Annotated in this window: 19 protein-coding genes and 3 pseudogenes; 6 read left to right on the top strand and 16 right to left on the bottom strand. The window is 58.9% G+C overall.

Annotated elements, in window-relative coordinates; genetic code table 11:
- The first annotated feature begins 69 nt into the window (after positions 1–69).
- Positions 70–948, top strand: a complete 879-nt coding sequence (locus EJ576_RS15230; protein WP_126570647.1) for a LysR family transcriptional regulator — start codon at positions 70–72, stop codon at positions 946–948.
- On the opposite strand, the gene EJ576_RS15225 is transcribed toward EJ576_RS15230, so the two are convergent.
- From EJ576_RS15225 to EJ576_RS15210, 5 genes and pseudogenes are all read right to left on the bottom strand, one after another.
- On the bottom strand, positions 945–1463 hold the full coding sequence (locus EJ576_RS15225; RefSeq protein ID WP_122728426.1) for a DUF1003 domain-containing protein: 519 nt from the start codon (positions 1461–1463) through the stop codon (positions 945–947). The two genes, EJ576_RS15230 and EJ576_RS15225, sit on opposite strands and share 4 nt — an antisense overlap.
- Before the next feature lie 75 nt (positions 1464–1538).
- Positions 1539–1973, bottom strand: a pseudogene (locus EJ576_RS30250) (methyl-accepting chemotaxis protein); the annotation flags it as partial.
- 117 nt (positions 1974–2090) lie between these two features.
- Positions 2091–2858 (bottom strand): annotated as a pseudogene (locus EJ576_RS30245) (PAS domain-containing protein); the annotation flags it as partial.
- A 261-nt stretch (positions 2859–3119) separates the two neighbouring features.
- Positions 3120–4178, bottom strand: coding sequence for a diguanylate cyclase (locus tag EJ576_RS15215; protein WP_126570646.1), 1059 nt, complete (start codon positions 4176–4178; stop codon positions 3120–3122).
- Positions 4179–4369: 191 nt separating this feature from the next.
- Positions 4370–4996, bottom strand: a complete 627-nt coding sequence (locus EJ576_RS15210) for a TetR/AcrR family transcriptional regulator (RefSeq protein ID WP_122728418.1) — start codon at positions 4994–4996, stop codon at positions 4370–4372.
- Between the two features lie 123 nt (positions 4997–5119).
- On the opposite strand from EJ576_RS15210, the gene EJ576_RS15205 reads away from it, so the two are divergent.
- From EJ576_RS15205 to EJ576_RS15195, 3 genes are all read left to right on the top strand, one after another.
- The gene (locus EJ576_RS15205) at positions 5120–6169 is read left to right on the top strand and encodes an MBL fold metallo-hydrolase (protein WP_126570645.1); all 1050 of its coding nucleotides are present in this window, start codon (positions 5120–5122) and stop codon (positions 6167–6169) included.
- 538 nt (positions 6170–6707) lie between these two features.
- Positions 6708–7037, top strand: a complete 330-nt coding sequence (locus EJ576_RS15200) for a hypothetical protein (RefSeq protein WP_256656612.1) — start codon at positions 6708–6710, stop codon at positions 7035–7037.
- A 249-nt stretch (positions 7038–7286) separates the two neighbouring features.
- Positions 7287–8651: an amidase family protein gene (locus EJ576_RS15195; RefSeq protein WP_126570644.1), complete on the top strand. Its 1365-nt coding sequence runs from the start codon at positions 7287–7289 to the stop codon at positions 8649–8651.
- Here EJ576_RS15195 and EJ576_RS15190 read toward each other — a convergent pair.
- Positions 8635–9438 (bottom strand): SDR family oxidoreductase, encoded by an 804-nt coding sequence (locus EJ576_RS15190; protein ID WP_126570643.1) that lies wholly within the window; start codon positions 9436–9438, stop codon positions 8635–8637. The genes EJ576_RS15195 and EJ576_RS15190 overlap by 17 nt on opposite strands.
- Before the next feature lie 114 nt (positions 9439–9552).
- On the opposite strand from EJ576_RS15190, the gene EJ576_RS15185 reads away from it, so the two are divergent.
- A complete protein-coding gene (locus EJ576_RS15185) occupies positions 9553–10491 on the top strand; it encodes a GlxA family transcriptional regulator (RefSeq protein ID WP_126570642.1) in 939 nt (312 codons plus the stop codon).
- 4 nt (positions 10492–10495) lie between these two features.
- On the opposite strand, the gene EJ576_RS15180 is transcribed toward EJ576_RS15185, so the two are convergent.
- The 7 genes from EJ576_RS15180 to argH form a co-directional block, all read right to left on the bottom strand.
- Positions 10496–10861, bottom strand: coding sequence for a helix-turn-helix transcriptional regulator (locus EJ576_RS15180; protein WP_122728404.1), 366 nt, complete (start codon positions 10859–10861; stop codon positions 10496–10498).
- A 93-nt stretch (positions 10862–10954) separates the two neighbouring features.
- Entirely contained in the window at positions 10955–11902 is a 948-nt protein-coding gene (locus EJ576_RS15175; RefSeq protein ID WP_123474611.1) for a hypothetical protein, read from the bottom strand.
- Between the two features lie 54 nt (positions 11903–11956).
- Positions 11957–13126, bottom strand: a complete 1170-nt coding sequence (locus EJ576_RS15170) for an MFS transporter (RefSeq protein ID WP_028617629.1) — start codon at positions 13124–13126, stop codon at positions 11957–11959.
- A 149-nt stretch (positions 13127–13275) separates the two neighbouring features.
- Positions 13276–14097, bottom strand: coding sequence for an ABC transporter substrate-binding protein (locus tag EJ576_RS15165; RefSeq protein ID WP_126570641.1), 822 nt, complete (start codon positions 14095–14097; stop codon positions 13276–13278).
- 25 nt (positions 14098–14122) lie between these two features.
- The gene (locus EJ576_RS15160; RefSeq protein WP_010208290.1) at positions 14123–14887 is read right to left on the bottom strand and encodes an amino acid ABC transporter ATP-binding protein; all 765 of its coding nucleotides are present in this window, start codon (positions 14885–14887) and stop codon (positions 14123–14125) included.
- Positions 14888–14911: 24 nt separating this feature from the next.
- Complete coding sequence (locus EJ576_RS15155) at positions 14912–15790, bottom strand: amino acid ABC transporter permease (RefSeq protein ID WP_016979819.1); 879 nt, start codon at positions 15788–15790, stop codon at positions 14912–14914.
- Positions 15791–15926: 136 nt separating this feature from the next.
- On the bottom strand, positions 15927–17354 hold the full coding sequence (argH, locus tag EJ576_RS15150) for an argininosuccinate lyase (protein WP_126570640.1): 1428 nt from the start codon (positions 17352–17354) through the stop codon (positions 15927–15929).
- Between the two features lie 193 nt (positions 17355–17547).
- Here argH and EJ576_RS15145 point away from each other — a divergent pair, with 193 nt between their 5' ends.
- A complete protein-coding gene (locus EJ576_RS15145) occupies positions 17548–18507 on the top strand; it encodes a LysR family transcriptional regulator (protein WP_126570639.1) in 960 nt (319 codons plus the stop codon).
- Positions 18508–18622: 115 nt separating this feature from the next.
- Here the strand turns inward: EJ576_RS15145 and EJ576_RS15140 are convergent, their stop codons facing one another.
- The 3 genes and pseudogenes from EJ576_RS15140 to EJ576_RS15130 form a co-directional block, all read right to left on the bottom strand.
- Positions 18623–19267 carry an HAD-IB family hydrolase gene (locus EJ576_RS15140; protein ID WP_122728393.1) on the bottom strand — a complete coding sequence of 215 codons (645 nt, stop codon included), beginning with the start codon at positions 19265–19267 and terminating at the stop codon, positions 18623–18625.
- A gap of 72 nt (positions 19268–19339) precedes the next feature.
- Positions 19340–19510 (bottom strand): annotated as a pseudogene (locus tag EJ576_RS15135) (HNH endonuclease); the annotation flags it as partial.
- Positions 19511–19575: 65 nt separating this feature from the next.
- On the bottom strand, positions 19576–19869 hold a 294-nt coding region (locus EJ576_RS15130), incomplete at its 5' end, for a ribonucleotide-diphosphate reductase subunit beta (RefSeq protein ID WP_178083548.1).

Below are 19869 nucleotides of genomic sequence, written 5' to 3'. Positions count from 1 at the left end.
CATGGCTTGTGGTGTCCTGAGGCGCACTATAGATTGGCGTTCACGCAATCAATATTGGCGTTTTAGCACATGCTCAATGCAGTCACGCACTATTCAATTGACTACCCCGACTTATCGCTGATCCTCGCCCTGGTGCGCGGCGGCACACTCGCACGGGCGGCCGCGTTGTTGCGGGTGGACGTGTCCACAGTGTTCCGCGCGGTGCGGCGCCTGGAGGCGGCGCTGGGCCAGACGTTGTTCGAAAAAAGCCGCGCCGGCTACCTGCCCACCACCCTGGCGAGCAACCTGGCGCAGCAGGCGGAACGCGCCGAGCAAGCGCTGGAGGCCGCGCGCATTGGTGTGGAGCAAGGTGGTGAGGTGATCAGCGGCACGGTGCGCCTGACCTGTACCGATTCTGTGCTGCAAGGCTTGCTGTTGCCGGCCCTGGCGCAATTCATGCCGCAGTACCCGGCGTTGACCCTGGAACTGAGTACGTCGAATGACTTCGCCAACCTCAGCCGCCGCGACGCGGATATCGCGCTGCGCCTGACTCGCACGCCGCCGGAGCATCTGGTGGGCCGGCGCCTGGGCAATGTGGCGTATCGGGTGTGCGCCAGTCCGGGTTTTGCCCAACAACACGAAGGCCGCGAGCTGGCAGACCTGCCATGGATCGCCCCGGATGACTTCCTGCCCGACCACCCCACGGTAGCCTGGCGCCGCGAGCACCTGCCCGGCGTGCGTCCCAGCTATCGCTGCAACAGCATGTTGTCGGTGACCGAACTGGTGCGTGCAGGGTTGGGGGTGGCGGCGTTGCCGGACTTTCTAGTCGGGGACCGCCTGCAACCACTGGGCCCCGCATTGGCGGGGCACGACACGGCGTTATGGTTGCTCACGCGCCCCGATTGTCGGGCGCTGCGCTCGGTGGTGACACTGTTTGACGAGCTGGGGCGACACCTGCGGTTGCCTTAGGTTTTTCGCACAAAATGCTCGTGCATTTCGCTGGTCAGGCTTTCGATATGCTCTGTCAGTTGCTTGGTCATTTCCGTCAGTCGGGTGTTCTGCTCCAGCAACTCCAGCAACTGTTTGGTGGTCTGCGCGGCCTGGGCCTGGCGCTCGGCGTTGGCAATCGCCAGCGCTTCGCGGTGCTGGGCGTCGGCGTCTGACTGCGCTTTGTCGCGAGCGGCCTGACGTGTCTGGGCCAGCAGGATCAGCGGCGCGGCATAGGCCGATTGCAGGCTGAAGGCCAGGTTGAGCAGGATAAACGGGTACACGTCGAAATGCGTGACGCCGGTTATGTTCAGCACCACCCACAACACGACGATGGCGGTTTGCGCGCCGAGGAAGGTGGGCGTACCGAAGAAACGGGCGAAGGCTTCTGCCTTGAGGGCAAAGGTGTCATTGCCGAAGGTTGGCGCCAAGTGGGCATGGGGACGATGGAAGCGCAGGTGGTCGACGGCGGCGGTTTCGATCTTTTCTGGGGTCATGGCGGGCTCGGATCGTTTGCTTGAAAACAAGCAAGCACTATAGACCGAGCCCCCTGCGCCCGTATGAAGATCGGGTCAGTTGCCACCGCGCTCATTGGCGAATGCACTCACCGCCTGCACGGCCTCACTGGTGCCTTCGCGGATCTGCAGGATTACCGTGCCGGCGCGGTTTGCCAAGTCGACCCCTTGCGCGGCGCGGTCGCGGGTGCCGTCCATACTGTGGATGGCCTGGCGGGTCTCCTCCTGAATCATCGCGATCATGCTGGAAATTTCCGCCGTTGAACCGCTGGTGCGGGCCGCCAATTGCCGTACTTCATCGGCCACCACGGCAAACCCGCGACCTTGCTCGCCGGCACGCGCCGCCTCGATGGCGGCGTTGAGGGCCAGCAGGTTGGTCTGGTCGGCGATGCCACGAATGGTATTGACGATGGCGGTGATCTGCTGCGAGCGCTCGCCCAGCTTGGCGATCAGCTGTGAGGAACCGTCGATGTCCGCCGCAATGTCGCGCATGCCACTGGCGGTTTGCTGGATCACTTCGGCGCCTTTTTCGGCGATGTCCCGGGTGTTCAGGGAGATGTGGTACGCCTGGGCCGCGCTGGCGGCGTCGGCGGTATGTTGTTGCACCATGGCGGTCACGTCCGAGGCGAACTTCACCACTTTGCACAGGCGTCCGCCGGCGTCGTATACCGGGTTGTAGTTCGCTTCGAGCCACACGGCCTGACCGTTCTTATCCACCCGTTCGAACTGGCCGCTGAACATTTCGCCCTGGTTCAGGCGCTTCCAGAAGTCGCTGTAGGTCGAGCTGCTGGCCACGGCCGCGCTGCAGAAGATGCGGTGATGCTGGCCCTGGATCTGCGCCAGGGTGTAACCCATGCGCTGCAGGAAGTTGGCGTTGGCTGTGATGATGGTGCCGTCGAGGTTGAACTCGATCACTGCCATGGCGCGGCCGATGGCGGCCAGTTTGGCATTGGCTTCGCTTTCGGCCTGCAGGCGCGGCGTGACGTCCATTGCGTACTTCACCACTTTGATGACTTGACCTGCTTCGTCACGCACCGGGTTGTAGCTGGCCTCCAGCCAAACCGACTGGCCATCGCCCGCCACCCGTTCAAAGGTGCCGGACTGGAACTGGCCATTACGCAGGTTCGACCACAGCTGGTTGTACTCGGCGCTGCGGGCGAATGCGGGGGTGCAGAACATACGGTGGGACTGGCCCTCGATCTGCTCGGCGCGGTAGCCCATGGTCTGGAGGAAGTTGGCATTGGCTCGCAGCACAGTGCCGGACAGGTCGAATTCGATTACCGCCATGGAGCGCTCGATGGCATCCAGCAGGCTGGCCTGTTGGGCGGCGGTGTGTTGCAGGGCGTTGATGGTTTTTTTATGGGCTTTAAATAGCATGTTCGGGGGCTCGGGCAAGCAAGCTTCTGGGTTTCCTTGGGTATGCGCCTGCCCCCGTAAGGCATTCGCTATACGGTTGACTTGCTCATTGTCAGCTTCCTTGTACCGACAGCGGGGGTGGAACAACGGGTTCAGAGTGATCAGCCTGACAAGAAGTTCGCCTCAGGGGCAGGACCTTTTTTGGGTAGCCGACAAGTGGTGGCATTATGCTTTCTCCTGGCGTGCAGGCACGAGGATTCAGACGAGGGTCGTAGGACAACCTCAGGCGGAATGAGCGATCACTGCTTCGCTGATGTTGACCCGATTACGCCCGGTGTCCTTGGCGGCATACAGCGCGCGATCCGCCGCATTCAGCCACATGGCGGCGTCGGTAAAGAAGGGCTGGAAATCAGCCAGGCCGATGCTCAGGCTCACGCGCAATTCAGGGATCTGCAGGTTGCGGTAATTGCTGAAGGTCTCGCGCATGCGTTCCATCATCTGTGCCGCGTCTTCCAGCGGAACTTGCGGAAGAATCACACAGAATTCATCGCCACCGTAACGCCCGGCCAGGTCGTTTTCACGCAAGTTGCGTCGCAACTCCAGGCTCAGTTGACGCAGGACCGCGTCGCCGACGATGTGGCCGTGGGTGTCGTTGATCTGCTTGAAGTGATCGATATCGATCAACGCGATGGTGGCATGGCTTTGCTGCTGTTGGCACTTATGAAATTTAAGGTGCAGCAAGTCTTTCCATGAGCCGTGGTTCAGCAGACCGGTGAGGCTGTCGGTTCGGCTGAGGGCGCTGAGTGCGCGTTTGTGTTCCGACAACTTAATCGCCAACTGATAGCAAACCATGCCGATGGCCATGGGGTAGAGCGTCAGCATCGGCAGGCAGGTGTAGACCTGGGTGAGGCTGACGTTGGGGTTGAATTTGATGCCGAAAAGCGCACAGGCGACCCCGATACCGGCCACTTGCGCCAGTAGCCCACGCAGGAACAGCCGCTTGCCGCCCGCCGCCACGTTGTTCATGGTCATCATGGAAAGGATGGTAACGGTTGTCAGTGGTGTGAACTGCGTGGTGGCGGCCCAGAACCCGCCGAACAATGAGTCGTACAGCAGGTTGCGTTGCTCGGCCTGGTAGGGGAATTGCGAGCGTGCTGAGAGTTGGTAGGCCACATGTGCCCAGGCGAACCCGTTGAACAACAGGAATGCCCAGACCCACCCCGGCATTGCGAGCGGATAAAGAGCGCCTGTGACACTGATGCAGCCGATGCCCAAGCCGATAATCCTTGGCTTGTAGATACGTCTGGCAAATGAAAGCCCTTTGCCTCGTCTGTTTTCCATAAATTCCTGGAGCCGTTTTTTTCTGCAGGTGCGGCAAGGTGCGTCAGCGGGTTGAACCGTTGATCGGATAATAATTGTGAATATTGTCAGTTATTCGCGTGGGAATAATCAGTGTCCTTCCAAGCCATTTGCTCAGGACAGCGTGCGAATATGTCAAAAGCGACCTGGAATGTCGTTCACACAACAGGTTTTTACGGCTGCCGGGGCGACGTGACTTCGTAGCCGGCCAGGAACAGGTCGATAGCCGACTCGATGACACTGGCCTGACAGGCGGCGTCCAGGACTGGTTGGCCCAGGGTAATCTGCGGCCAGAATGCAAACGCCTTGAGCAGGCTCTGGATCTGGTGGGCGGCAAATGCCGGGTCACTGCAATTGAGCCGGCCATCGTCCTGGGCGGCGCGTACCCATTGGGTAAATCCTTCTTCGCGCTTGCTCAGGCGGGTGACCATGTCTTGCGCGCGCTCCGGCGAATGGATGGTGGCGGCGATGGCGACCCGGGCCAGGTCGAGGAAATTGGCATCCGCCATCATCTTCATCTTCGCTTCCAGCAAGCCGCGCAATTGTTCGCGCAGCGGGCGGTCGCTGGCGTAGCTGACGTCGAGTTGCGCAACGCTGCTGGCCCAGAGTTGATGGAGAATTTCGGCGAACAACTCTTCTTTGCTGGGGAAGTGGTTGTACACCGTGCGCTTGGAAACGCCGGCGGTGGCGGCGATCTTGTCCATGCTGGTCACCTCGAAACCGTTTTCGCGAAATTCAGCGATGGCCGCGGCCACGATGGCTTCGCGTTTACGGTCTGTGAGGCGTTGAGGGGCAGTCATGGAGGGCGCTCGGTTCGTCAAGGAAAGTTACACTCTGTAGTTTACTTGCTGTGTATTTTGTTGCAATCTTGAAACTACACTGTGCAGTGTAATTCAAGAGCGGTCTGTAGGAGTCACCTGTAAATGGCCACGATTTCGTCCCGTGTTGATTCTTCGCCGGCAGCGCCCAAGCAAGACCAAGGGCACTTCAGCAACGATGCACCCGTGCCGCAGGGTGGCTTCGGCAAGACCTTGCGTATTTTCTGGAACATGCTGTTCAACAAGCCGCGCACCACGCGGCCGGTAGGACAGATTCCGGTGCAGCCGCTGACCCGCGAGCAGTTGCTAGCGGCGCCGGATCACAGCGTGTTTCGTCTCGGGCATTCCACGGTTTTACTGAAAATGCGCGGCAAATTCTGGGTGACCGACCCGGTGTTCGCCGAGCGTGCATCGCCGTTCAGTTGGGCCGGCCCCAAGCGTTTCCACCAACCGCCCATCAGTCTTGAAGAGCTGCCGCCGTTAGAAGCGGTGATTCTTTCCCACAACCATTACGACCATCTGGACCGCAAGGCTGTCGTCCAATTGGCCGATAAGACCCGCTACTTTCTCGCGCCTCTGGGCGTCGGGGATATCCTGGTGAAATGGGGCGTGGACGCCAGCAAAGTGCGGCAACTGGATTGGTGGCAGGGCACCGAAGTGGATGGCATCCGGTTTGTCGCCACACCAGCGCAGCATTTTTCCGGGCGGGGCCTGTTTGATGCCAACCAGACCTTGTGGTGTTCCTGGGTGGTGATTGATGGTGCTCGACGGATTTTTTTCAGCGGCGATACCGGTTACTTCGACGGTTTTAAACGTATCGGTGAACAGTACGGCCCGTTTGACCTGACGCTGATGGAAACAGGTGCTTACAACGTCGATTGGCCGCACGTGCACATGCAACCTGAGCAAACCCTACAAGCGCATATCGACCTCAAAGGCCGCTGGTTGCTGCCGATTCACAACGGCACCTTCGACTTGGCGTTCCATGCCTGGCATGAACCGTTCGACCGCATTATGGCCCTGGCCTGGGAGCGTAACGTGTTTATCACCACACCGCAGATGGGGCAGGCGTTCAGCTTGCACCAGCCTGACCGAGGGTATGCGTGGTGGCTGGAGGTAGAAACCCAAGGTGCAGAGGAGCGCCTCGCCAACTGAAGTAAGCGGCGTCGGAAAAAGGAGTTTTCAAGCTGTTTCAGAGCTGCGACAGACGCCAGCCAAGGGTGCGATGATCCCCGGAAAGTCATTTCTCGGGGGCGGATTTTATGGACGGTAAATGTCAGAAATATTGGCATGCAGGTATGACTTGCCCGACGGGCCAACCTGTTCCTGTTCTCGCTGAATGTTCAGGCCTGGCGACTATAGCCAACAATCATGCGAGCCCTAAAGGGATCGATTTCGGCGTCGAGCCCCTGGCTCGTGAAAACCCTGGGCGAAGCGTCCCCGTTCCAGGATATGACGCTCCGAGTCTTCCCCTGAAACCCTTGCGGGACCCATCGCTTTCATTGATTGCGTTGAGTGGAGTCGATCCTTCCGGGCCGGTGATGGTTGAAGTCCCCCTAGTAGAAAACAACACGGCTTTCACGGCGGATCACGCGCTGGGCGGCAGGCGCGTGGGGTTTGCCGAGCGGTTTGTAGATGACCACGAACATGGGCGGATCAAGCACAACTCATCCTTCCTGAGAGCCTTGACATATTGCGTCGATCCGGAGCTGAGCTGATACCGGTGGCTGCCCACCGGGCCAATCACACCCTTCACACCCGCAACGAAATCGATGAGCTGGTGCGTGCATTCCGACTGGATGCCCTGGTATCCGACAGCCGCAACAGCGCCTTCCACAGCGCGTGCTGGAGTGGCTACCCAGGGTTTGGCACACCGCTCGAGGATGGCGCGACGCTGTGGTTCTACGGTGCGCGATGGGCGAAGGATTGGTTGCCGGTTTTGGTGCTGGGGTATCAAAACGGACGCCGACTGATGGAACGGCAGGACGAGCCACCCGTAGCGCTGAACTATCCCACACGGTGAGTCACCCGCGTCGCGCAGCCAATGAGGAGTGGAGTTTTTAGACTGGCCACGGATCAACGTTGGTCCTTCTTCATTTCTTACTCTTCAAGAGGTCTTATGTTGGGCATCGCATCTGTAGGAATCGCATATGGCATGGGCTCCATGGCCCTGCAAGTCGTACAGTCCTTCGCTGGAGGCTACTCACCCGTTGCTTCAAAACCCTTGCCCGCCGGTACTGAGTACCTCAGTGTCAACGAGCTAAGCAGGCAAATGGCCCTCCCGGGCGGGCTTACTTCGGCCGATCTGGTCACTCATCTGCAGGAGCGGATTCGCAGGCTGGATCCGCAACTGAACGCTGTTATTGAACTCAACCCAAATGCGCTTGAAACCGCACGTGAACTGGACCGTGAGCGGGCCAGCGGCAACGTGCGCGGGCCGCTGCATGGCATTCCCATCTTGCTCAAGGACACGATCGAAACCGAAGGTATGCAAACCAGTGCAGGTGCGTTTGGGTTGGTCGGTGCAACGGCCGGTAAGAACGCCCCGTTGGTGGACTACCTGATCAAGCAGGGCGCAGTGATCCTCGGTAAAACCAATATGACTGAAATGGCTGGGTTCCGTGGGGGGGCCGATGGCTGGAGCAGTCGAGGCGGGCAAACCCGTAACCCTCATCAAGCGGATGCCGACGTGGGAGGTTCCAGTTCCGGTTCCGCCGCAGCGGTTGCTGCTGGCTTCGCGCCTTTGGCGGTGGGTGCAGAAACCAATGGTTCGATCATTGTGCCGGCAGCACGCAACGGTATTGTCGGGTTCAAGCCTACTGTCGGGCTGCTGGACCGTAACGGGATTATTCCGGCGAGCCATCACCAGGACACACCGGGCCCGATGACGCGTTCGGTGTTTGATGCTGCGTTGATGCTCAATGCCATGTCAGGCAGTGATCCTAAGGACCCGGCAAGCGTAGGAGCGCCCCAAGGTATCGATTACACGCAGTTGCTGGTACCAGGGGCCTTGAAAGGCAAGCGTATCGGCTACCCTGCCACGTTCTCCAAAGATGGCGAAACCCTGTCAGTGGAGAACAGCCCGCAGTTCAATCGGACACTGGACGTGCTTCGCGAGCAAGGCGCGGTGTTGGTGCCGGTCAACCTGCGCCTGGCCGATGCCTCACGCTACGACGAACTGTTGCTCTCGGATGTGAAGGAAGAACTGAACACCTACCTGGGCAAGCGCTCGGGGTTGCCGGTCAAGTCGCTGACTGAACTGATCCGGTTCAACGATTTACGTGACGGCAGTGAGACGGATCATCAGCCAGTGCTCAAGGAAATCAGCGCCACAACCCTGACACCAGAGGAACGCAAGCCACTTTGGGATGCGCTCATTCAGGATTTCAGAAACACGATCGATGACCCGATCAAGGCAGAAAACCTGGACGCGATGGTGTCGGATTTCGACACCAACAGTTACTTCGGTGTCGCAGCGGCCGGCTATCCGGGAATTGCCGTACAGTCTGGCGTCGATGAGGATGGCCTACCCACCAGTGCCCACTTCTTTGGTACCCAATGGGCCGAACCTACCTTGCTGGCAGTGGCCCATGGGTATGAGCAGGCAGCTCAGGTAGCGGTTAAACCGGAACTTTGACGCCGTAACGTGCCGCTGGGGAGCGATGTGACAGGTTGGGGCCCAGGGCCAGGCGTGCTGTTTCATAGGCGTCCCAGTCCAGGCGGTCGGGCAATGAGGGGATTGTCACCTTCTCACCCTGGGCAAGGCCTGCCAGCGCGGCATCCACCAGATTTTCCGTGGTCATGACGATGGTGTCGGGGAGGTTGTTCACTGGTAGTCCCGCGATATCCCAGAACTCGGTGGCGGTGGCGCCGGGCAGCACCACTTGAACACTGACACCTTTGTCGCTCAGTTCATGGTCGAGGGATTCACTGAACGCCTGCACAAAGGCCTTGGTGCCGCTGTACACACCATTCAACAACTTAGGCGCGACCGCGACGATTGAGCCGATGTTGATCAGGGTGCCACGACCCTGGGCAACGAAATTGGTCGCGGCAGCTTTTGCCAGGCGAGTGAGCGCGAGGACATTGAGCAGGATCATGGCGTCCATCTTGTCCGCGTCCGAGGCCAGCAGTGGCGCCGTTGCACCGACGCCGGCGTTGTTCACCATCAGGCTGATGCGGCTATCTTCAAGCAGAATCTGTTCAATGCGCGCCAGGTCGGCAGGCAAGTTGAGGTCGGCCGCCACTGTCTGGATGTCCCGTTGGGTCTCGGCTTTCAGTCGGGCCGCGAGTTGGTCCAGTCGTTGCTGGTTGCGCGCCACCAGAATCAGGTCGTAACCCTGGCGAGCCAGGCGGTCGGCATACACAGCGCCAATCCCGGACGAAGCGCCAGTGATCAGGGCGAAACCTTTGGATTGAGTCATTGCAGTTGCTCCAGAAGGGCCGGGGAAGGGCGGCCTTGTTGGAGCCAAGATTATGGGTGTAATGTATTGGCTGCAATGTCGTATATCCCTCCTTTTGGGACGTGAGCTCTCGCCATGGTATCAATCGGTATTCTGCTGTTTCCCGGGTTCCAGATGCTCAGCCTGGGCACCAGTACCGTGTTCGAATTTGCCAACTTTGAGTTGGACCAGCCGTTCTATCGCGTGGACCTGTTGTCGGAACACGGTGGGCCAATCAAAAGCTCCATGGGCTTCGCCATCGATACCGTGCCCTTCGGCCAACAGCACTACGACACATTGCTGGTGGTGGGAGACAACGAATTGCTGAAAGCCACGCCCGGGATGCTGACCTACTTGCAGCAAGCCATGTTTACCTCGCGTCGCGTGACATCGGCCTGCACCGGCTCCTTTTATCTGGCCGCCGCTGGGTTGCTGGAGGGCCGCAAAGCGACGACCCATTGGTACCACGCACACACGTTTCGCCAGGCCTACCCGAATGTACGGCTGGAGGAAGATCGGATCTTCACCGTCGATGGTCCGCTCTGGACCTCCGCCGGCCTGACCGCCGCCCTCGACCTGGCCCTGGCACTGGTCGAGCATGACCTGGGTGTTGAGGTTGCACGCGCAGTGGCGCGTAAATTGGTGGTCTACCATCGCCGCGCAGGTGGCCAGTCGCAATTCTCCGCACTGTTGGAAATCGCCCCCAAATCCGACCGCGTGCAAACCGCCCTGGTCTACGCCCGACAACACTTGCAGGCCGATCTCTCAGTAGAGCAGTTGGCTGAAGTCGCCCACTTGAGCCCACGCCAATTCAGCCGATTGTTCCGTGCCGAAACCGGCCAGTCACCCGCCAAGGCTATCGAGCGGTTGCGCATCGAGGCAGCCCGCCTGTTGCTTGAGTCTGGCGATCATTCCATCGATATCATCGCCAGCGAGACCGGCTTCGGCGACCCGGAGCGCATGCGCCGCGCTTTCCTAAGGGCCTTTGGCCAACCGCCGCAAATGATGCGTCGGGCGCTGCAACTGCAGGCTTGAAGCTCTATGTACCACTAGGTTCAAGTGGTGCCGACGTTGCCCCTATCAAGCGAGAGAGGATGCCTTGCCCCACAGGCGCCGGTTCTTCGGTGTCGAACCGGCGCACACTCATCCCCCACCCCGGCGCAAACCCTGGGAAGAACACCAACCCTTCAGCCTCCAACCGAAACGCCAGGGCCAGCCGGGTTTCATCACCCACGTCATATTGGTTTTCAAACTGTTGAACCGCCTCAACCGCCACTCCGGCCTGGTGAGCCAGGTCTTCCCGGCTCCAGCCCAAGATCGCGCGGGCCTGCACGCTGTGCTTGGCGGTGAATTGATGCAGGACGATCTGCTGTTCTACGAAAGAGCTCATTGCCAGAGAGGACATGGGTTTTCTCCAGGTTCGACGGGGGAGGACAAACTATACTGTGTTTTTGTACAGTTGTTTTGACCGCTCATCAACTGGATTCTCGAACATCCACTATTCCACCCCTGGCGCCTCCCGAATGATCAGGTGGTCGAGGTTCTCGATGTTCGCGCTGAATACCCCAAACGTCTGCTCGGGATTCTTTTTACTCGGCACCTGTTGCAACTGCGGCGTCACCCCGTAGAAGAAGCAGTACAACGCTCGCTCACTGTCTACTGCTGCCTTGATCTGCTCTAAAAACGCTTTGCGCTTGCGATAGTTCTCTATCAGCTTTTTGCTCAGGTAGACGTTGACCGAGTAGGGCTTCTTGTCGAGCCACACTTTCTTTTCGAAGTCGATGCGAAAGCTACTGGTGTAGTCCTTGATCGCCTTGATCTTGCCCCAGTAGATCAGGCCCTTGTTGTCTTGCAGGTATTCGATCTTCTTGAAAAACGTCCAGTAGCTCGCGGTGTGGTCACCGATCTTCAACGGCATGGACTTGAGCTTGTCCTTGTCGTCGATGTTGGACACGAAACATTCCACCGGGTGGGCGAACACGCTGGTTTTGTCTGGAGTGCTGTCATTGGGACTATGGGATACAGAGCCTCGGTTTGAAGGCACTTTCAGTGGATCGTGTGGGACGCTTCCCTCTGTAATCACAACTGGTGTCTTGCGTTCGTACTGACGACGGGTGAGGACAAACTCCGATGGGAAATTGTCCTCACGCTCGTCGTCATTTTCATCTGTCGCGGTTTTATGGCGACTGGTGTAACGACAACCCTCTATATGCCGGGTGCTGGTCTTGTTCTTGAAATGCGGCGTACGCAGGTAATTGACGTTTTTGGCGTTGAAGGTGCTCAGTGCGTTGCTGGTATCAAACGCCGCACGACATTCATCATTAGGGCAGAGGAAGCTGTCCTTGTCTGAGTCAAAGTCGGTTGTTTCGTCGAAATTCAGGTCTCGTACGTCGTAGATCGACAACTTGTCATCGAGACTCAGGCTGTAGGCCGTGTCGAATTTCATCGGGCTCGGGTCCGTGAGAGGTTTCGCTATTAATAGCGGGATCTTGCGTAAATATCAGCAAGAACCTGCAACCCGTCGCCCGCTCAAGAAGCACAGCGTTCCACCGACCGCAGTCAGCGCCCCCAATGCATAGAACATGCTGGCCGGCGCCGCATTGATCAGCAGATAGCCGCAAATCACCGGGCTCATCGCCCCTCCAAACGCGGCCAGGTTCTGCGCGCCGTAGTAACTGCCGCGCAGTGCATCCGGCGCGATGGTGTCGATAAACAGGAACTCGGAGGGGTAGATGATCATCTCGCCGAGGGTGAATACGAACATCGCCAGGCACCAGGTGAGCAGGCTGTCCGCGAGGCTGAAACCGATCAACCCGGCAATGAACAGCAGCGTGCCGAGCACGATCCAGTAGCGCAGTTGTTCACGCTTGAGAAAACGGCCGATCTGGTACTGCATCAGAATTACGGTGATGGCATTGCACGCCAGCACCGCAGACAGAATCTTCAGCGCCTCGGCGGGCTTGTAGGCCACCAGCAAGAACTGCGACAGATACAGGGTGTAGCGCCCATGGACAATGGTGCTCAGCAAGCTGCCGCTGGTGAACAGGATGAGTGTGCGGTCGCTGCGCAACGTGCGCAGGGTGGTGAGAAAACTCAAGGGCTTGTTGCTGTCATCCCGTTGGGTGGGCGGGATGCCGATCATCAGGAACAGGCTGCCAAAGGCGATCGCACTGGCAATCAGGAACGGTGCCAGTTGCATGTGGCCGGCGATCACCACGCCGACCATCGGGCCTGTGGCGTAGCCGACGTTGGTCAGGGTGTAGCGCAGGGAAAACACCTTGGCACGGTCACCCACCGGCAGGTTCTCGCTGATGATGGCTTTTGAGCCAATCAGGAACAGCGCCGACGCCGCTTCGGTGATGACCAGGGTCAGGGTAGTGAGGTAGAGGTTGCTGGCAAAAGTCAGCAACAGAAAACCGATGGAGCTGGAGAGCATGGCCAGGATCAGCAGCTTGCGCTTTTCCAGGCGGTCGATGATGTAGCCGCCGTACAGGCCCAGCAAGGTCGCGATAAAGACGGCAATGCCCATCAGCAGGCCGATGTCCTGCTGGTTCAGGCCCAGACGGGTACTCAGCAACAGGGCCAGCAACGGGCTGGTCATGGCGCGGCTGACCACGATGGTCACCGAGCAGATCATCAGGCGGCGGATTACCAGGGAGTAGGTGGCCACGGTGGGGGCAAGTGTCCTTGTTATTTTCTCAAGACAATACACATCAAATGTGGGAGCTGGCTTGCCTGCGATAGCGGTGGTTCAGGCAATGATGATGCAAGCTGACCTGCCGCCATCGCAGGCAAGCCAGCTCCCACACTTGGATCGACTTACTGGCCGGAGTTGATGGTGATCTTCTCGACGGCGCCTTGCTCCAGGTCCCACTTTTTCAGGATCTTGCCGTAGGTGCCGTCATCAATCATGCCCTGCAACGCTTCACTGATCGCCGTGACCAGTTCCGTGTTGCTCTTCTCAATCCCAAGCCCCGTGAATTGCTTGGAAATCGCCAGGCCCACCGGCTTGTACTTGCCCTTGTCCAGCGACATCAAGTAGGGAATGGTCTCGCTGCCCTGCATCGCGGCATCCAGGCGATTCTGCTGCAACTGCGCCCGCGCATCCGCCGAGCCTTCAGTCCCAATCACCACAATCGCCGGCTTACCCGCCGCTTCGCAGTTTTCCTTGCTCCATGCGGCAATTTCCGACGGCCAGGTGGTACGGCGGCTGGTGCCGACTTTTTTACCGCACAGGTCAGTCAACTCCTTGAGGTCTTCACGCTTGGCCATCGTGTACAGCTGCGGGCCGCTGGTGAAGTAGTCGATGAAGGTCACGGACTTCTGGCGTTCGGCGGTGTCGGTCATGCCCGACAGCACGATGTCCACACGCTTGGTGGTCAGGCCGCTGAGCATCTGCTCGAAGCCGGTTTCCTGCCATTTGATCTTTACGCCCAGGCGCTCGGCCAGGGCGTTGCCCAGGTCAAAGTCCAGGCCGGTGATCTTGTTGGTGGCCGGGTCCTTGAAATCCATCGGCGGATAGTTCGGCACGATGGCCGCGCTGATCTCGCCCTTGTCCTTGATTGCCGCCGGCAATGCCGCGAAAACAGCGGAGGAGGCCATCAGGCCTGCGAGCAACGTTGGGATAAACAATTTTTTCATGGGGGCGTTCTCGTTTGTTTTTTAGTTAAGTGCGAACGGCAGAAATAAAGCTTTGGGTACGCGGGTTTTGTGGGCTTATTAGAATTTCTTCGGGGCTGCCGGCTTCCACAATCTGGCCGGCATCCATGAACACCATGCGGTTTGAGACTTCGCGGGCAAAGCCCAATTCATGGGTGACCACGATCATGGTCATGCCGGTGGTGGCCAAATCACGCATCACCGACAGCACTTCGCCTACCAGCTCCGGGTCGAGGGCTGACGTGGGTTCGTCAAACAGCATCAATTTGGGTCGCATCGCCAACGCACGGGCAATCGCTACCCGCTGTTGCTGGCCGCCGGACAATTCCACAGGGTAAGCATTGCGCTTGTCCGCCAGGCCTACGCGGGCCAGCAGTTCCAACGCATCTTCGATAGCTTCCTTGGGCGAGCGCTTGAGCACCTGGCACGGGCCTTCGATGATGTTCTGCAACACGGTCATGTGCGGGAACAAATTGAAGCGCTGGAACACCATGCCGGTCGCCAGGCGCTGGCGGGCGATCTGCGATTCATTCATCTCATGCAGCTTGTTGCCGACGACGCGGTAACCCACCAGTTCGCCGTCGACCCACAGGCCGCCCTTGTCGATTTTTTCCAGTTGGTTGACGCAACGCAGCAGGGTGCTTTTACCAGACCCCGACGGGCCGATGATGCACATGACTTCGCCTTGCTCGACCTCGATATTGATGTCGCGCAGCGCGTGATACTGGTCGTAATACTTGTTCAGGTTGACGGCCTTGACGATGCTTCTCATGGGGCAAATCTCCTCAACCCAGACTTACGAACGCTTGCCGGCGCCGCGGGCAAAACGACGCTCGAGGCGGCTTTGACCAAATGAAAGAACAGTCACCACCGCCAGGTACCAGATGCCGGCCACGATCAGCAGCTCCATGACCCGCGCGTTGGCGTAGTAGATGTTTTGCGCGTTGTGCAGCAGCTCCGAGTACTGGATCACGCTGGCCAGGCTGGTCATTTTCACCATGCTGATGAACTCGTTGCCTACAGGCGGGATAATTACTCGCATCGCCTGCGGAAGAATGATCCTACGCAGCGCCTGAAGGCTCGGCATGCCGATGGACTTGGCGGCTTCGTACTGGCCGGTGTCCACCGACAGCAAGCCGGCGCGCACCACCTCGGCGGTGTAGGCGCCCTGGTTGATACTCAAACCGAGCAGGGCGGCCACGAATGGCGTCATCAGGTCGACGGTGTCGATGCTGAACAGGCCGGGAATCGCGATCACCGGGAAAATCAACGCCAGGTTGAACCACAGCAGCAGCTGCAGGATCAGCGGTGTGCCTCGGAACAGCCAGGTGTAGGTGATTGCCACATAACGCAGGATCGGGTTGGCCGACATGCGCATGATCGCCGTGATCACCCCGATCACCACACCCAGTGCCATCGCCAAAATCGACATGACAATGGTGTTCACCAGACCCCAGAGGATGGCCTCAGACGTGAGGAACTGACCGATGTAGGACCATTCGATCTGGCCATTGGCGAATGCGCGCAACAGCGCGGCCAACACGATCACGATCAGCGTGGCAAAAAACATCCGCCCGTAATAACGACGCGGCACGTGTTCGTACTGCGTGATATCGAACTGGTTCTCGGACAACTTGCGCTCGGCTTCCAAGCGCTCTGCCGGGGTTTGGTTCATGGTGATTCTCCAAAAAAGCGATTACCGCTGTACTCGGTGCAACTGTTGAAACCCGATTCAATGTGGGAGCTGGCTTGCCTGCGATGGCGATCTTGTGGACGCTATCGCCGGCAAGCCGGGCTCCTATAGGTGTGGGTTAAATTCGAAAACCGGTGTAGCTGTCGGCCCATTGCTGTTGGGTCGCCAACGCCACTTTCAACCGCTCAATTTGCTCGCGAACTCGCTCCGGCGCCGTGCCCCCCCAACCACTGCGCGCCGCAATCGCCGCTTCCAGGGTCAAGCAGTCGCGCACTTCGGGGGTGAGTCGTGCATCCACCTCTGCCAACATCGCCGGCGAGGCTTCCCACAGTTCAATCTCATGCTTCTCACACGCCTGCACCAACGCGCCGGTAATCTCATGGGCCTCTTTGAACGGCACACCACGGGTCGCCAACCAATCCGCCACCTCTGTCGCCAAGGTAAAGCCCATCGGCGCCTGACGCCGCAGCTCTTCCACCTGTACCTTCATGGTCGCAACCATTCCCGCCATCGCCGGTAACACAAGCAATAAGGTATCCACACTGTCCAACACACTGTGCTTGTCTTCACTCAAATCACGGTTGTACGACAGCGGCAACGACTTGAGCGTCGACATCAACCCCGTCAGGTTGCCGATCAACCGCCCAGCCTTGCCCCGTGCCAGTTCGGCAATGTCCGGGTTCTTTTTCTGCGGCATGATCGAACTGCCAGTGGCGTAGGCATCATCCAACACCACCCAACGAAACTGCCGTGACGACCATAGGCAAAACTCTTCGGACAGGCGCGAAATATTCACCCCGAGCATGCCCGCCACAAACAGAAACTCCGCCACATGGTCACGGCTGGCGACGGCGTCGATGGAGTTTTCGCACGGCCCGGTGTAGCCCATTTCCTTGGCCGAATGCTCCGGCTGGCGCGCAATCGCCGAACCCGCCATTGCCGCTGCGCCCAGTGGCGACAGCGCCGTACGCGCATCCCAATCCACCAGACGTTGCACATCCCTCAACATCGACTGCGCGTGAGCCAGCAAGTGGTGGGCGAACACAATCGGCTGCGCCTGCTGCAAATGGGTAAAGCCGGGGCAGATACTCTCGATATGCTGCTCAGCCTGCTCCACCAACGCTTGCTGCAAACCCAGCACCTCAGTGGTGATGGTGCGCGCATGGTCACGTAGGAAAAGCCGCAGGTCATTAGCTGTCTGATCGTTGCGAGAACGCCCGGCGCGCAACTTACCGCCCAAGGCGCCAAGGCGCTCGGTCAATACGCGCTCGATGAAGGTGTGTACGTCCTCGTCATCCAGGGTCGGATGCAGGTTGCCGGTGGCGAAATCCGCACCGATCTCGTCCAGCGCGGCCAGGGTGCGTAAGGTTTCCGACTCATCCAGCAACCCGGCGCGCTGCAACTCACGGGCATGGGCACGGGAGCCGGCCAGGTCGTAGGGCGTCAGGCGGAAATAGCGCTCGGGGCAACGCGACAACGCAGCCAATGCAGCAGACGGGCCGGTCTTGAAACGAGCGCCCCAAAGGCGGTCGGTGGGCTGGGACATGGATATTCCTCACGCTTGTTTTTAGAAGAGTCGGAGGCAGTAAAAATAAGGTTTCAACTAGACTGAATCAGCGTCTGACGCGCCGTATTCAAGGTTGCCAAGGGCGGATGTTTATGTTCATTATCGCCGCCTGGCTATGTTCAAGGACTGGGTTGAAGCCTGTTGAATATGGCACTTGAGGTCAACGCGTATTATGGAAACTCCACTTTCCACTTCTGGAAACCTGCCGCCAAAACCCGGCACAAGACCGCCCCTGCAGTTGAGCGGGCTGGACTTCAAATTGCTGCGCGTGTTCATGGCCGTGGTCGAAGCCGGCGGCTTCAGCGCCGCGCAAAACGAGCTGAACGTGGGCCTGGCGGCGATCAGCAAACAGATCTCCGACCTCGAGATTCGCATCGGCATGCGCCTGTGTACACGGGGGCGGGAAGGGTTCGGGCTGACGGAAGAAGGCAAGTTGGTGTATCAGGCATCCATCGAGCTATTTACCTCGGTGGACAGTTTTCGCGACAAGCTTAGTTCGGCGCAAAACGAGCTTATTGGCGACCTTAGTGTGGGCGTTATTGATAATACCGTGTCCGATGTTAATTCCCCGCTAATTGCCGCGTTGGGGAAGTTACATAGCAAATCGCCGAAAATCAGATTACGGCTACACGCCTCACAATTGGATGAAGTTGAGCGTGGCGTGGTCGAAGGGCGGCTGATCGTAGGCATCGTGCCGGTGTACCAGCGCCGCGAAGAATTCGATTATTTCCCTCTGTACGAAGAAAAAGCCCACGCCTACTGTGCCGTAGGACACCCACTCTTCGACGCAAACGACATCACGCCCGAGGTCTTGCGCCAATACGAAGGGGTGAACCATCGGTATGCGATCCATCGCGACAAGGCCAACTTCGTCAACTATGACAGCCAGTCCGCCTCGGCCTCACAAGTCGAAGCCGTCGCGATCCTGATCCTTACTGGCCGTTTCCTCGGCTTCTTGCCCGAACACTACGCCACACCCTTGGTAAGAGAAGGGCGCCTGCGCGCACTGTGCCCGGAGCAAGTTCACCTGAGCACGGCCTTCAACCTCATCCTGCGCCACAACGCCCCGCGCAGCCCGATGGTAAAAGCCTTCGTCACAGCCCTGGGCATAGACCTCAAAACCACTGCATAGACCTTCTGCCAAACACGGATCTGGGCTCGGCGAAGATCAAATGTGGGAGCTGTCGAGCTTCAGCGAGGCTGCGAAGGGATCACATCGGGCTACCTATCGAGCCCACCCACCCGCATCACCGCTGCAATCGAGCCCGCTTCTTCTTCGCATGAAAATGCCGAAAATGCGCATCCTGCGCCGCCGCCAGCAACTCCCGATCCCCACGCGTATCGCCCCAGGCCCGCAACCGATACTCGCCCAAATCCCCATACACCGCTTCAAGTCGCAGCACCTTGTTTTCACAACGGCAGTTGTTCCCGGTGAGCTTACCGGTCAACACCCCGTCGACCACCTCCAGCTCAGTCCCAATCAACTTGATTCCGAGCCGATTCGCAAACGGCTGCAACACCAACGCCGGCGACGCCGAACACAGCGTGACCTCCGCACCGGAGCCCAACTCCTGCTCCACCGACAACACCCCAGCGGGCCGCATCAACCGCGCCCAATTGCGCTGGCAATACTCCTCGGCCTTCTGCTGCACCCACGTCTTCTGCACCCCAGTCATAAAGGTGCGGATCAACTGCGCCTTCAACTCATCCCGGCTGATCTGCCGCACCAAAAAGCGCAGCCCCGGCACCGCCAGCTTGACCATCCGGCCATAGAACTCACCGGGGCCAAAGGCAAACTTGAGGAAGGGCACGAAACTGTCGTGGTGGGTCAGGGTGCCGTCGAAGTCAAAGACGGAAAGTACTTTGGCATCAGCGGGGCCGGCTTCGAGCATGTCTGGGTTCACGGGTTGGCCTCGGTCCTATCTGGTATTTTTTGAGTGTTCATCAGGTGTGACAGCGGGAGTTTACTCCCGTGCCAATCTTCCGACCTTGGCGTAAAGCCTCTCGGTGAAAGCCTCCCGGTCACTCGACCGGTGACAACGCTGATGGCAATTGGGGCACAAGGCTACAGCATTGGTGATGCGATCCGAACCCTTCTGGACGAGGTGGTCAGCTTGATGTGCTTCAAGAAGTGGCCATTCACCGGGCATAAAAAAGCCCTGAACGTGTCAGGGCTTAATGGGGTTTATGGACTCAGGAATCAATCCCAGCTCAGCGCGCCGCCAGTCTGGTACTCGATTACACGGGTTTCGAAGAAGTTTTTCTCTTTCTTCAAGTCCATGATCTCGCTCATCCACGGGAACGGGTTGGTGGTGCCTGGATACTCTTCCTTCAAGCCAATCTGCGACAGACGACGGTTGGCGATGAACTTGAGGTAATCCTCCATCATCGCCGCGTTCATGCCCAGCACGCCGCGCGGCATGGTGTCGCGCGCGTATTCGATCTCCAGCTGAGTCCCTTGCAGGATCATCTGGGTCGCTTCTTCCTTCATCTC

This window comes from Pseudomonas sp. C 49-2 (assembly GCF_003970195.1).
GTDB classification, from domain to species: Bacteria; Pseudomonadota; Gammaproteobacteria; order Pseudomonadales; family Pseudomonadaceae; genus Aquipseudomonas; species Aquipseudomonas canadensis.
Note: the sequence above shows the minus strand (reverse complement) of the source record. Positions and strands in the feature narration are given on the sequence as shown.

Bases quoted from the DNA above. Each gene is read 5' to 3' on its own strand.
- EJ576_RS15140 (WP_122728393.1), bottom strand. From the start codon at position 19,267: ATGCTCGAAGCCGGCCCCGCTGATGCCAAAGTACTTTCCGTCTTTGAC.
- EJ576_RS15180 (WP_122728404.1), bottom strand. From the start codon at position 10,861: ATGTCCTCTCTGGCAATGAGCTCTTTCGTAGAACAGCAGATCGTCCTG.
- EJ576_RS15185 (WP_126570642.1), top strand. From the start codon at position 9,553: ATGGTATCAATCGGTATTCTGCTGTTTCCCGGGTTCCAGATGCTCAGC.
- EJ576_RS15155 (WP_016979819.1), bottom strand. From the start codon at position 15,790: ATGAACCAAACCCCGGCAGAGCGCTTGGAAGCCGAGCGCAAGTTGTCC.
- EJ576_RS15160 (WP_010208290.1), bottom strand. From the start codon at position 14,887: ATGAGAAGCATCGTCAAGGCCGTCAACCTGAACAAGTATTACGACCAG.
- EJ576_RS15165 (WP_126570641.1), bottom strand. From the start codon at position 14,097: ATGAAAAAATTGTTTATCCCAACGTTGCTCGCAGGCCTGATGGCCTCC.
- EJ576_RS15210 (WP_122728418.1), bottom strand. From the start codon at position 4,996: ATGACTGCCCCTCAACGCCTCACAGACCGTAAACGCGAAGCCATCGTG.
- EJ576_RS15145 (WP_126570639.1), top strand. From the start codon at position 17,548: ATGGAAACTCCACTTTCCACTTCTGGAAACCTGCCGCCAAAACCCGGC.
- argH (WP_126570640.1), bottom strand. From the start codon at position 17,354: ATGTCCCAGCCCACCGACCGCCTTTGGGGCGCTCGTTTCAAGACCGGC.
- EJ576_RS15225 (WP_122728426.1), bottom strand. From the start codon at position 1,463: ATGACCCCAGAAAAGATCGAAACCGCCGCCGTCGACCACCTGCGCTTC.
- EJ576_RS15175 (WP_123474611.1), bottom strand. From the start codon at position 11,902: ATGAAATTCGACACGGCCTACAGCCTGAGTCTCGATGACAAGTTGTCG.
- EJ576_RS15215 (WP_126570646.1), bottom strand. From the start codon at position 4,178: ATGGAAAACAGACGAGGCAAAGGGCTTTCATTTGCCAGACGTATCTAC.
- EJ576_RS15205 (WP_126570645.1), top strand. From the start codon at position 5,120: ATGGCCACGATTTCGTCCCGTGTTGATTCTTCGCCGGCAGCGCCCAAG.
- EJ576_RS15230 (WP_126570647.1), top strand. From the start codon at position 70: ATGCTCAATGCAGTCACGCACTATTCAATTGACTACCCCGACTTATCG.
- EJ576_RS15195 (WP_126570644.1), top strand. From the start codon at position 7,287: ATGGCCCTCCCGGGCGGGCTTACTTCGGCCGATCTGGTCACTCATCTG.
- EJ576_RS15190 (WP_126570643.1), bottom strand. From the start codon at position 9,438: ATGACTCAATCCAAAGGTTTCGCCCTGATCACTGGCGCTTCGTCCGGG.